11 protein-coding genes are annotated in these 12,205 nt (G+C 69.1%); 8 read left to right on the top strand and 3 right to left on the bottom strand.

What is annotated here, in order from left to right; translation table 11 throughout:
- Positions 1–39: 39 nt before the first annotated feature.
- Positions 40–522: an Asp23/Gls24 family envelope stress response protein gene (locus AACX88_RS01155; protein ID WP_339391255.1), complete on the bottom strand. Its 483-nt coding sequence runs from the start codon at positions 520–522 to the stop codon at positions 40–42.
- Positions 523–764: 242 nt separating this feature from the next.
- Between AACX88_RS01155 and AACX88_RS01150 the strand changes: the two genes are divergently transcribed.
- The 7 genes from AACX88_RS01150 (at position 765) to AACX88_RS01120 (ending at position 6,647) form a co-directional block, all read left to right on the top strand.
- Complete coding sequence (locus tag AACX88_RS01150; RefSeq protein ID WP_339391254.1) at positions 765–1,328, top strand: RNA polymerase sigma factor; 564 nt, start codon at positions 765–767, stop codon at positions 1,326–1,328.
- Positions 1,325–1,831: an Asp23/Gls24 family envelope stress response protein gene (locus AACX88_RS01145; protein WP_339391253.1), complete on the top strand. Its 507-nt coding sequence runs from the start codon at positions 1,325–1,327 to the stop codon at positions 1,829–1,831. The genes AACX88_RS01150 and AACX88_RS01145 overlap by 4 nt, the downstream gene beginning before the upstream one ends.
- A gap of 232 nt (positions 1,832–2,063) precedes the next feature.
- Complete coding sequence (locus AACX88_RS01140) at positions 2,064–2,501, top strand: hypothetical protein (protein WP_339391252.1); 438 nt, start codon at positions 2,064–2,066, stop codon at positions 2,499–2,501.
- Positions 2,502–2,560: 59 nt separating this feature from the next.
- Positions 2,561–3,127 (top strand): orotate phosphoribosyltransferase, encoded by a 567-nt coding sequence (gene pyrE, locus AACX88_RS01135; protein WP_339391251.1) that lies wholly within the window; start codon positions 2,561–2,563, stop codon positions 3,125–3,127.
- Positions 3,128–3,277: 150 nt separating this feature from the next.
- The gene (locus tag AACX88_RS01130) at positions 3,278–4,150 is read left to right on the top strand and encodes an ABC transporter ATP-binding protein (protein ID WP_339391250.1); all 873 of its coding nucleotides are present in this window, start codon (positions 3,278–3,280) and stop codon (positions 4,148–4,150) included.
- Positions 4,150–6,015: an ABC transporter permease gene (locus tag AACX88_RS01125; RefSeq protein ID WP_339391249.1), complete on the top strand. Its 1,866-nt coding sequence runs from the start codon at positions 4,150–4,152 to the stop codon at positions 6,013–6,015. The genes AACX88_RS01130 and AACX88_RS01125 overlap by 1 nt, the downstream gene beginning before the upstream one ends.
- Positions 6,012–6,647 carry a TrmH family RNA methyltransferase gene (locus AACX88_RS01120; protein ID WP_339391248.1) on the top strand — a complete coding sequence of 212 codons (636 nt, stop codon included), beginning with the start codon at positions 6,012–6,014 and terminating at the stop codon, positions 6,645–6,647. Before AACX88_RS01125 ends, AACX88_RS01120 begins: the two co-directional genes overlap by 4 nt.
- A gap of 245 nt (positions 6,648–6,892) precedes the next feature.
- Here AACX88_RS01120 and AACX88_RS01115 read toward each other — a convergent pair whose 3' ends face one another.
- A complete protein-coding gene (locus tag AACX88_RS01115; RefSeq protein WP_009378777.1) occupies positions 6,893–8,038 on the bottom strand; it encodes an acyl-CoA dehydrogenase family protein in 1,146 nt (381 codons plus the stop codon).
- Positions 8,039–8,062: 24 nt separating this feature from the next.
- A complete protein-coding gene (locus AACX88_RS01110; RefSeq protein ID WP_063249610.1) occupies positions 8,063–9,256 on the bottom strand; it encodes an acyl-CoA dehydrogenase family protein in 1,194 nt (397 codons plus the stop codon).
- A 304-nt stretch (positions 9,257–9,560) separates the two neighbouring features.
- Between AACX88_RS01110 and AACX88_RS01105 the strand changes: the two genes are divergently transcribed.
- The gene (locus tag AACX88_RS01105) at positions 9,561–12,086 is read left to right on the top strand and encodes a helix-turn-helix transcriptional regulator (RefSeq protein ID WP_009378779.1); all 2,526 of its coding nucleotides are present in this window, start codon (positions 9,561–9,563) and stop codon (positions 12,084–12,086) included.
- Positions 12,087–12,205: the final 119 nt, after the last annotated feature.

Below are 12,205 nucleotides of genomic sequence, written 5' to 3'. Positions count from 1 at the left end.
GAGGGCTCGCCTCGGGGGCGTCAGCGAGGGATGGGTGTGTCAGGAGAGGCTGGTCGACTCGTCCTGCTTCTTCTGGTCGTCGTTGTCGTCGTCGGGCAGGTGGACGTCGGTGACGTCGATGTTGACCTCGACGACCTGGAGTCCGGTGCCCTGTTCGACGGCACGGATGACGTTGCGGCGGATCGCCTCGGCGACGTCGACGATGGAGGAGCCGTACTCGACGACGATCGTCAGATCGATCGCGGTCTGCTTCTCGCCCTTCTCCACGGACACTCCGCCCGAGACGTTCGTCTGCGAGCCGGGGATCCGGTCGGTGAGGGTGTCGAACGCACGGCGAGCGGCGTTGCCCATTCCGAAGACGCCGGGAACCTCGCGCGCCGCGATGCCGGCGAGCTTGGCGACGACGTTCTCCGAGATCGTCGTGTTGCCCTTGTCGGTGACGAGGGGGCTCTTGATGTCGGCGCCGGCCGAAGCGGTCGAGCCAGCGGCCGAGGTGGTGGAGGAATCTTTGGTCTCAGGCATGATCATTCAATCCTTTTCGTGTCGGAGGTGCTGACATAGGTACAGACGCGGCGGGTGCGGAATCCTCACGCACGATTCCGAAGTTTTTTTCGCACCCCTGGGCGGGAGGCCCTCTGCGCCCTCTGGGCCGGGCCCTCCTCCGGCGTTGCGGGATGTGCGCCGCGGTCTCGAATCAGTGAACATTCCGGCAATTCCACGACAAGGTATGTTCCCAGGTGGCCGCCTCGCCTATGATCTGAATCATGGCAAGAGGTGATGATGGAATCGACGTCGTGACCCTCGTCGTGCGGGCCCGGGAAGGCGATGTCGACGCCTTCGCCTCACTCGTCGACCGGTACGAGGTCAGACTGCTGCGCTTCGCGATGCGCACGCTCGGGGACAGGCAGGACGCCGAGGACGTCGTCCAGGACACTCTCGTGCAGGCGTGGAGATCGCTCGCTGCGCTCGACGCTCCCGCGGCCTTCGGCACCTGGGTCTATCGGATGGCCTCGAACCGGTGCACGGATGTGCTGCGCAAACGCGTGAGCCGGTCGACGGATCCGGTCGACCCCGAGGACATGGGCATCCACCCCGACGAACGCGCTTCCGTGGAGAAGCGCGTCGAGGCGCGCAGTGCGCTCGAACGGTTCGCCGAGGTCTTCTCGACCCTGTCCACCGAGCAGCGCATCACCTGGGTCCTCCACCAGATGGAGGGCCTCAGCTACGCTGAAGTGGCGGACACCTTGGGCATCACCGAAGGCAGTGTGCGCGGCCGGATCCATCGCGCCCGAGCCGCCATCGTCGAAGGGATGAAGGGATGGACATGAGTGATGATCGCAGGCAGGTCGAGGACGAGCGCGCCGCTCCGGACCTCGACGCCGAGCGCGCCGCTCCCGATCTCGACTCCGAGCTGCGCGATGTCATCGACGACTATTTGGGCCACTACGTTCCCGACCCCGAGCAGACCGCGGGGATCCGGGAACGGATCCTCCAGCTCGTCCGCAACGACCTCTACCGAGGACCGTCGACGAAGCTGCGCACGAGTGAGGGACATGAGTACTCGATCGCCTCGGCGGCGGTGCGGACGATCATCCGCAGTGCCGTCGACACGGTCGACGGGATCCGCTCCCGCAGCGTCGGCATCGCCGCCGCAGGGGAGCCGTCCGGCAGCGCCGCCGAGGTGCGGCTGACCGTGACGATGCGCGCGGACATCCGTTTCGTCGCCGCCGCGGATCTCATCAGGGCAGCGGTCTCCGAAGCGCTGGAGCGCGAACTCGGAGTGCCGGCAGCACGGATCGATATCGAAGTCGAGGATGCCTATGTCGAATGACCCCCGCGTGGCGCATGACCCGCACGAGACGCCGACTCCGCTCGAGGTCAGGCACGAGGAACCCATCGTTCCCCCGAACCCGCCCGAGTCGCATCCGGACACCCCCTCAGCGCCGATGCCGGGGCGCCGACCAGCGAGCGCCGCGCGAACCGGGGATACCAGCCCCGTGCCGGCGCCGGGCACATCCCCGAGCGCAGGCGCAGGCGCAGGCGCAGGCGCCGGTTCAGGAACCGTGCCGAAGCCACCGACCACCCCGGCGCCGGAACCCGAGCTTCCCGCGGGACCGGACGCGACTTCCGAGCCCGCACTGCCGCCGGGCCCCGACGCGGAAGGCGATGCGGATCCGACGGAGGGCGGCCCGCTCACGCACACCGCGCAGCAGCTCGCCCACCGGATCGTCGGCATCGGGGGAGTGGCCTCACTCGCGCCGGGGATGAAGGACCTCGTGGCCAGCGCCACGGCCCGCGTGCTGCGCCGCTCCGGCGGAGAGCTCGTGGGCATCGACCTCTCCGAGTCCGAGAACGGCTGGCGTGTGCGCATCGACGCCCACTTCGACGATTCGCGGTCCGTCGCTGTGATCGTCGACGAGATCTTCGGCGTCGTCGACCGTGAGGTCGGCAAGCCCGTCGAGGTCGATCTCAGGGTGATCACCCGTGACAGCGCACACTGAGCGTGCCCGCGGAACCGGCCCCCGCCTCGGCGAGGTGAGGGCCAAGTAGACTGGGGGCCATGACCGACCCCGCGGACACCCGCCGACAGCTGCTCGACCTCATCGACGAACTCGCCGTCGTCCGCGGTCGGGTCACCCTCTCCTCGGGCCGCGAGGCCGACTACTACCTCGATCTGCGCCGGGTCACCCTCGACCACCGCTCGGCCCCGCTCATCGGCGACGTCGTCCTCGACCTCCTCGAGGCCGAGGGCCTGCTCGACTCCATCGACGCCGTCGGCGGACTGACGATGGGCGCCGATCCCGTCGGCACCGCCGTCATGCACCGCTCCGTCGTCCGCGGCACCCCCGTCGACTCGTTCGTCGTCCGCAAGGAGGCGAAGAAGCACGGGATGTCCCGTCGCGTCGAGGGTCCCGATGTCGCCGGCAAGCGTGTCATCGCCGTCGAGGACACCTCGACGACGGGCGGTTCCGTGCTCACCGCCGTCGAGGCGCTGAGGGAGGCCGGCGCCGAGGTGGTCGCCGTGGCCGTCGTCATGGACCGTGACACGGGGGCGAAGGAGAAGGTCGAAGCCACCGGGATCCCCTATCTCACGGCGCTGACGACGAAGGACCTCGGGCTCGACTGAGCTCGCGACCACCAGCTGGGACTCGACTGTCAATTCCGTTGAAATCCCGGACCTGGTTTGAATCGCCCTGCGCGATTCACCACGATAGATGAGAAACTCTCAAGGGCCGTGGCTGCAAACGGCGCCCGTTGGACAACGTAAGGATCGCGTGTGCTCACACTGAAAGGGATTTCCCTGCGCAAGGGGAAGCGGACATATCTGGATGAGGTGAGCTTCACCGCCGAGCCGGGTCGGATCACCGCCATCGTCGGGACCCGATCGGCAGGCCGCACCGAACTCGTGCGCGTCATCATGGGCCTCATCACCGCTGATGAGGGCACCGTCGAACTCGAGGGCTACGAACTCGACTTCGGCGACCGGCAGAACTTCGGCTACCTGCCCGGTGAGCGCGGCGGCTACCCGAACATGCGCGTCATCGATCAGATCGTCTATCTCGCGCGCCTCCACGGCATCACCCTCGGTGCTGCCGAGCGCAATGCCCTGACGCTGCTCGGCCGGCTCGAGCTCGCCGACCGCGGCTACGCCCCGCTGAAGAACCTCAGCGGCGCCGAGATCGCCCGCGTCGACATTGCAGCGACCCTGGCCGCCGACCCCGACGTCGTCGTCATCGACGACGCCTTCAACGGCCTCGACACGAAGTCGACCGAACTCGTCATGTCCCTGCTGCGGGCCCATGCCGCCTCGGGCGTGCCCGTCATCCTCGCCACCGACGACTGGGAGGCCGCGGAGAAGTTCGCCGACGACATCGTCGTGCTCAGCCAGGGCAAGGTCACCGCCGCCGGCAGCGTCGACGACCTCCTCGGCGAGCATCGCTACGAGGTCGCCCTGGCCGACGCCGAGGCGGCCGCGTCGTCGCTGCGGGGACGCGCGGGCATCACGGAGATCGAGGTCATCGACACCGTCATCACCTTCCGCGCGAACGATCCCGGATCGGCCGCCGCGACCGTGGCGAGGCTCGAGCGAGTCGAGAGCTTCGAACGAGTCCGCCCGACACTGGCCGAGAAGTACAAGGAGACCCTGTGATGGCCCGCAAGGACGACGCGCAGAACCCGAAGGACGACACGACCGCCTCGGCGAAGGACACCGCGAAGGACACCGCCTCGGCGGGCACGAAGCGGACGACGTCGAAGGGCACCGCGCCCACGAGCCTCGACGACTTCGACATGGACGTCACCGAGACGGTGACCACGACCGGAAGCCGCTCGAAGTCGGGTGCCCGCGCCGCGACCGGGGCCCGCGCCGCGACCACCGGTGAGGCCGACACGGTCGCCGAGGCGGACTCCGAGTCCGACACCGACTCGACGACGGGCCTCGACGAGGTTCCCTTCGAACTCGCTGAGGACCGTCCCGACCCCGAGGACCTCCCGGAGACCGGACTCGTCTCCGAGTTCGTCGACGTCGGCAGGCGCCAGGCCTCGTGGCTCGTGTCGAACCGCGAATCCTCGACGGTCATGCGCTCGCCCTTCTTCCTCGTCACCGTCGCCGTCGTCATCCTCGGCATCCTCGCCGCGATCATCAGCGGCGTCGTCCGCGACTCCCAGGCCGCCTCGGGCACCCCGAGCATGGCCATGGTGGGTGTGGGCGAACAGGCTGCGATGTACGAACAGCAGCTGCAGGTGAAGATCACCGACGTCCCCGACGCGCAGGCGGCGGAGAAGCTCGTGCGCGAAGGCAAGGTCGACGCCGCGTTCATCCAGGACCCCACGGGTCAGTCGCAGCCGACGATCATCGCACTCGACAAGCAGCCCACGGCGCTGCTCGAGAAGCTCGCCCCGAAGACCGAGGCGACGCTGCTGCAGACGCCCGCCGTCGCCGAGGACGTCGCCACCCCGCTGCTGTGGGGCATGGTCGTCTTCTCGCTGCTCGTCATCGCCACGCTCGGCACCGCGCTGTACCAGAACCTGCGTCTGGAGAAGCGCAACCGGATCACCGAGATCATCGCGGCGACGATTCCGCCGCGGGCCTCCGCCTCCGGGCGGGTCACGGGCATGCTCACGCTCGTCGTCATCCATCTCATCGTCGCAGCGGTCGTCCTCGAGCTCGGACTCTCGATCACCGGCAAGACCGGGATCGCGTTCGCGATGCTGCCGGGACTCGGCTGGTTCGCCCTCACCCTGTTCTTCACCGCGTGGACCGTCTTCGCGCTCCTCGTGTGGGCCTCGACGCTGACCGGGGACCGGGCGCGGAAGACCGCGGTGACGATCATCGGCATCCTCACGGTGGGCGGTGCGATGGCCCCGGTCATCCTCGGTTCGAGCGGAGTCGTCGGCAAGGTCCTCTCGTGGACGCCGTTCACCTCGCCGCTGGGCATCGCCGGCCGCTACTTCTCCGGCCAGCCCGAATGGTGGGAGGGCCTCGTCGCCGCCGCCATCGCGGCAGTCCTCGCCCTCATCGTCCACGCGATCGCCGGGGGAGCCTACGTCCGCTCGGTGCTCTCGGGCGGAGGCCGTGGCGGAAAGACCGTGAAGATGAGCAAGCGCGCGCAGAAGGTCGGTGCCGCCGTCGGTGCGGCGAAGGGCTCTGACGACACTGATTCGGCGAAGGACGCTGCCTCTGACAAGGATGCTGCCTCCGCAGAGGACGGGGACGACGACGCTGCGGCGGAGGACGCTGACGACGCTTCGGCGGAGGACGGGTCGGAGACCGAAGCTGCGGACGCGGTCGAGGTGACCGAGGTCGAGACGGCCACGGTCACCGACAAGACCACGGGTACGACGGCTGCCAAGGGTTCGGCCGCCTCGGCGAAGGGTGCCGGGAGCGCCAAGAGCACTGCGTCTGCCAAGGGCACGACCTCCTCGGCGAAGTCCGCGCCTGCCAAGGGAGCTGCGGCCGCCAAGGGCACGACCTCCTCGGCGAAGGACGACGAGAAGGACCCCGACGCGAAGTGACCGACGGTCTCGAGCAGCAGCAACAGGTGGGGGTCGGTCCGTGGACCGGCCCCTGGCCTGTCGGTGAGGAGTACGATCCGGAGCTGCTGCGCGACGGGGACCGGCGCAATGTCGTCGACAAGTACCGCTACTGGCGCCACGATGCCATCGTCGCCGACCTCGACACGGTGCGGCACGGGTTCCACGTCGGTGTCGAGAACTGGCAGCACGACCTCAACATCGGCTCGGTCGTGCGCACGGCGAACGCGTTCAATGCCGCGGCCGTGCACATCGTCGGGCGGCGGCGCTGGAACCGGCGCGGGGCGATGGTCACGGACAGGTACCAGCACGTCATCCACCATCCCAGCGTCGACGACCTGCTCCAATGGTGCGTCGAGAACGACGTGCCGCTCATCGGCATCGACAACTTCCCGGACTCGGTGCCGCTCGAGACGTTCGAGCTGCCGCAGCGGTGCCTGCTGCTCTTCGGCCAGGAGGGGCCGGGGCTGAGCGAGGAGGCGCATCAGGCGAGCTCGGCGGTGCTCTCGATCGCCCAGTACGGTTCGACGCGGTCGATGAATGCCGCGGCCGCAGCGGCAATCACCATGCACGCGTGGATCCGCCGCCACGTCTTCGAGCAGCCGATCGGGTAGCTCGGCACGGACTCTGGCACGCCCGCGAGGCGGGTGCGGGCGGAGTGCTGGCGGCACGCGGGCGGCCGCTAGCACGCGGACATCGCCGCCACGTCTTCGACCAGCCGGTCGGGTAGCGCGGCAGCACGCAGAAAAAGGACGCTCAGTGTCGATTCGCAAGCTCAGAATCGACACTGAGCGTCCTTGATCCCGCTGTGACTCACCGGGCGGTTGCCCTTCCGCCGAGACTCACCAGGCCGCCCTCCTCAGGACAGGTCGGCGGCGTGGGGTTCGATGAGACCGCCGATCGATGCGAGCTCGGCGGTGAGCGAGTCCGCGTCGTCGAAGGTCTTCGAGATCACGGTGAGGCGCTTCGCGTAGTGCCCGATCGGGTACTCCATCGTCATGCCGATGCCGCCGTGCATCTGGATCGACTCCTGGCTGATGTGGCGCGCGGTCGAGTCGATGATGATCTTCGCGGCGATGACGTCGCGGTGGCGATCCTTCTCCGCGCCCTCCGCCTCGGCGGTGACGGCGAGACGGGCGAAGAGCGCCATGCTGCGGGCGTACTCGAGGTCCGCGTAGAGGTCCGCGGCGCGATGCTGGAGCGCCTGGTTGGCACCGATCGGCGCCCCGAACTGCTCGCGGGTCTTGAGGTACTCGGCCGTCATCGTCAGCGACGCCTCCATCGCGCCGACGGCCTCGGCCATGAGCGCGGCGTTGGCGATGTCGAAGACCTCCGAGAGCACGGCATGGGCGTCGCCGGCGTCGAGGCGCTGGGCGGGAGTGCCGTCGAAGCGCACGCTCGCGCTGCCGAGCCCGTCGGCCTGGCGATGGGTCACACGTGTGAGCCCCTGCGCGTCGGCGGCGACGAGGAAGAGGCCGAGCTCGCCGTTCTCGACCGCGGTGACGACGAAGTGGTCGGCGACATCGCCGCCGAGCACACCGTTCTTCTCCCCGGTCAGGCGCACTCCGTCACCGTCGGCGGTCGCCGTCGTCGTCGGCTGGGCGAGAGCGTAGCGCTGCCCCGGCTCGAGGGCGGCGACGGCGAGGAAGGTCTCGCCCTCGCACACGCCGGGCAGGATCGCCTGCTTCTGCTCCTCGCTGCCGGCGAGCAGCAGCGCATTGGTGCCGAGGACCGCGGTCGCGACGAAGGGCTCGAGCACGAGCGAACGGCCGAAGGCCTCGAGGACCACAGCCACCTCGGCGAAGGTCATCTCCGCACCGCCGAAGCTCTCGGGCACGGTGAGGCCGAGCAGGCCCATCTCCGCGAACTGCTGCCACTTCTCGCGCGAGATGCCCTCGTCGCTCTTGAGGATCGCCTCGCGGGCGGCCGCATCGTATTCGGTGCGCAGGTACTTGCCCAGGGTGCTCGCGAGCTCCTGCTGGATGTCGTTGAGTTCAAGATCCATGGATGTCCACTTCCTTCGCCGGGCTCAGAGCCCGAGCAGAGCCTTCGAGATGATTCCGCGCTGCACCTCGGACGAACCGCCGTAGATGGTGACCTTGCGGGTGTTGAAGTATGCGGGCAGGGCGTCGACGGCGCCGAGCGGCAGGTCGGTCAGCCCCTCGCCCTGGACCCGGTCGGTGACGAAGTCGAGACCCTGCGGTCCGAGCACGTCGACGAGGATCTCGCTGATGTCCTCCTGCAGCTGCGAGCCCTTGAGCTTGAGCACCGAGGACCGCGGATCCGGCTTGTCCGAGCCGGCGGCCTGCGTCGAGAGGATCCGCAGCTGGGTCATCTCGAGCGCGGTGAGCTCGGCTTCGAGCCGGGTCAGGCGCGCCGAGAACAGCGGGTCGTCGAGGAGGGTGCCGGTGGCCGTCTTCGTCACCGCCGCGTACGCCTTGGCACGGGCGAGGTTGACCTTCGAGGCGCCGATCCGGGCGATCCCGGTGCGTTCGTTGCCGAGGAGGAACTTCGCGTACGTCCACCCCTTGTTCTCCTCGCCGACGAGGTTGTCCACCGGCACCTCGACGTTGTCGAAGAAGACCTCGTTGACCTCATGGCCGCCGTCGATGAGCTGGATCGGGCGCACGGTGACGCCGGGGGACTTCATGTCGATGAGGAGGAACGAGATCCCCGCCTGCTTCTTCACGTTCGCATCGGTGCGCACGAGCATGAAGATCCAGTCCCCGTACTGGCCCAGCGTCGTCCACGTCTTCTGTCCGTTGACGATGTACTTGTCCCCGGACCTCACCGCCGAGGTGGCCAGGGAGGCGAGGTCGGATCCGGCGTTGGGTTCGGAGAACCCCTGCGACCACCAGATGTCGATGTTCGCCGTGGCCGGGAGGAACCGCTCCTTGAGCTCCTGCGAGCCGAAGTTCGCGATGACCGGCCCGACCATGGAGACGTTGAAGGGCAGCGGCGAGGGTACGCAGGCGAGCTGCATCTCCTCGAGCCAGATGTGGCGCTGGACCGGGGTCCAGTCCTGACCGCCCCACTCGAGCGGCCAGTGGGGCACGGCGTACCCGTTGGCGTTGAGGATCCGCTGCGAGGTCACCATGTCCTCTTTGGACAGCTCCTGGCCGGTGGCGACCTTGAAACGGAGCTCTTCGGGGATCTCCGTGCGATAGAACTGACGCATCTGCTGCGCGAACTCGCGCTCCTCTGCGCTCAGAAGGGTGTCCATGAGTGCTCCTGATAGATCGTTCAGTAAGTTTCTGTCCATACTACGTTCGCGTGAAGTGTCCCACAAGTAGCTCACCGAGGTGGTCGACAGGCGGACGGGTCGATTGCGGGGAGCGGGATATGCGGTTACAGTGTCCCCACATCCCCAGCTTCGCGGTGGTCAGTGGTCCCCTCCCGACGGCCTGCGAGTCCGAACCTCCGAGCGCCGTACCCGGAGGATCCGCTCGAGCATCCGCGAGGCAGACAGCCGTGTGCTGTCCGCGCGATCCGCGGGCAGGACTGCGGCGACACCGAAAGAAGCGCACATGTCGGTTACGGTCCCATCCCCGCAGGGTCGCGCTTTCGGCTACGCAGACGAGGTCTCGGCGGTGCGGCACGCGCTCGTCGACCCCGACCGCTGCGGGTGTCTCGTCGTCGGCGCCGCGGGCATCGGACGCACCACCGTGATGAATCGGGCACTCGACCATCTCGAGTCCGACACCACGGTGCATCGCCTGCGCGGTTCCGAGCTGCTGCGCGACCGCGAGCTCGGCGTCCTCGAGATCCTCCTCTCCCAGGCCGGCGCCCACCGCGAGATCGCACCCGGGGCGGCGCTGTCGACCCTCGCCCGCGCCTTCGCGGCGGCGAGCGAGGACACAGTGCCCATCGTCCAGCTCGACAACAGCAACCTCATCGACACCACCTCGCTGGCCGTCCTCTGCCGCCTCGCCGATGCCCGTCGCATCCGCCTCGTCGCCGGCGCCGAATCCATCCGGCCGCCGGTCGATCTCCTCGCGAAGCTGTGGCTGGGCGGATCGCTTGTGCGCATCGACCTCACCGGACTCGACGAGAGCGCGATCGCCGCGCTCGTCGAATCGGCCGGAGCCCCGACCCGCTCGGCGGCCGAGCTCCTGCGCGACACCGGCGGCAACCCGCGCCTGCTCAACCAGGTGATCTTCGGCGCCGATCAGTCGAGCGCGCACGAGCGCATCCTGTGGAACGTCCCCAGCGGCCTCCGGCCCGTCCTCGAGGTCGTCGCCATGGTCGGCGAGGTCCCCTACGACAGCCTCGCCCTCCTCTGCTCGCCGGGGGAGATCGACGCCCTGGCCGACATCGGCCTCGTCGTCATGGAGCGCGGCCCGGGCGCCGGGGTCCACCTCGCCGAGCCGGTCATCGCCGAGACCCTCAAAGCCCATGTCATGCCCTCCCACAGCCTCAGACTGTTCCGGCTCCTCGCCGATGTCGTCGACCTCGACGACCTCGAGGGCCGTGCCCTCTTCGGGTACCTGCGCTGGGGTCTGTCCCTCGGCGTCGGGCAGCCGGAGGACCGGATCTTCGCCGCCGTCGGCGATGCCAACGCCGAGGGGCGGTACTCCGACGCGGCCGACCTCATCGTCGCCTCCGGGTGGGAGACCGACCGTGTGCTCCTCGAACTCGTGCGCGCGGACAAAGGAAGAGGGGGGATCGCCGAGGCGGAGCAGACCTTCGCCCGTCTGCTCGCCGACGCCGATGAGGACGCCGACCCCCAGTACCTCTCCCGGCTCCTGTGCATGGACTATCGCCTCACCGATCCCAACGCTCCGGAGGAGCTGCGCGTCGAATGGGTGCGCGACCTCCTGAGCACCCCGGCCGACACGGGCCGCGTCGACGTCACCCGCGCCCGCTTCGCCCTGCGGGGAGGCCGCCTCGACGAGGCCCGCTGCCTCGCCTCCGAGGTCTTCCACGACCACGAGTGCCTCAACCGGCATCGGCTGCGGGCCTGCGCGATCCTCGGTCTCGTCCTCGTCCTGCAGGGCCGGGTGGTCGACGGGATCCGCTGCATCGACCAGGCCGAGCTGATGTTCTCCCTGCCCGGCCTGACCAGCTACGAGCTCGAGGACGCGGCACCGCAGATCTTCGTCTCCCGCTACCTGTCCGGGGACTGGGCCGGGGCGCGGCGATCGGTGCGCGAGGCCCGGTCGGGGGACCGGATGTTCGAACTCGCCGGGGCGCTGGTCGACCTGCGCACCGGCCATCCCGCGCGAGCCCAGTCGACCCTGCAGGCCGTGCTCGAACCGGCCCAGGAGACCGATCTCATCGATCTCACCGGGGTGGGACGCGCGGCCAAGCGCTACGCGGATGCGCTACTCGGCCGGCCCTCGGATCCGCAGCGGCTGCGGGAGGCGACGTGGGACGAGGAGCGGGCGGACCGCTACTCGTGGTGGGCGGAGGCCGAAGCGCGCCTCTTCGACCTGCAGGCGCTCGCGCTCGCCCATCCCGCCGAGGCGGCCGACCGCCTCCATGCCCTCGGCACCTCGATCGCCGAGCACGGCGCGGCGACGATGGCCGCGTTCGCCTTCATCGAGGCCGCTCGCCTCGGTCAGGGATCCGCCGGCCACAGCCTCGCCGTCCTGGGAGGTGAGATCGACGGTGCCATCGGGCGGCTCGCCCGGACCGTGGCCGAGGGCGTCCTCGTCGGAGACGCCGATGCGCTCATCGAGGCCGCACGCGCGTCCCTCGAATTCGGTTCGTACCTCACCTCCTCGGACTTCGCGAAGCTCGCGCAGAAGCGGGCCGTCGAGGTCGGCGACCGCTCGGCGGTCAAGGAGGCGAGGATCCTCATCGGCAACAGCACGCGCACGGTGCGCTCGGGTGCCACGGGGTCGCGGTTCCACACCGTCCTCTCCGACTTCGAGCGCAAGCTCGTCGACGGGGTCATGGCGGGGGCGAGCAGCCACGAGCTCGGGGAGCTCCACCATCTCTCGGCGCGCACCATCGAATGGCACCTGAGCCGGATCTACCGCCGTCTGCAGGTGGCCAACCGACGCGAGCTGCGCGAACTCGTCTCCACGTGGGGCAGGGTCCATGTCTGAGGCGCGGGATCGCCGGGACTGCTTCGGTCGTGACGGCGAACTCGCCGAGATCGCCGCAGCCCTCGTCGGAACGGGAGCCGCCGGAGTCGTCATCGAAGGCGACACCGGGGCGGGGAAGA

The organism is Brevibacterium metallidurans, assembly GCF_037101285.1.
GTDB classification, from domain to species: Bacteria; Actinomycetota; Actinomycetes; order Actinomycetales; family Brevibacteriaceae; genus Brevibacterium; species Brevibacterium metallidurans.
The sequence above is the reverse complement of the archived record's forward strand: the minus strand, read 5'-3'. Positions and strand labels throughout refer to the sequence as shown.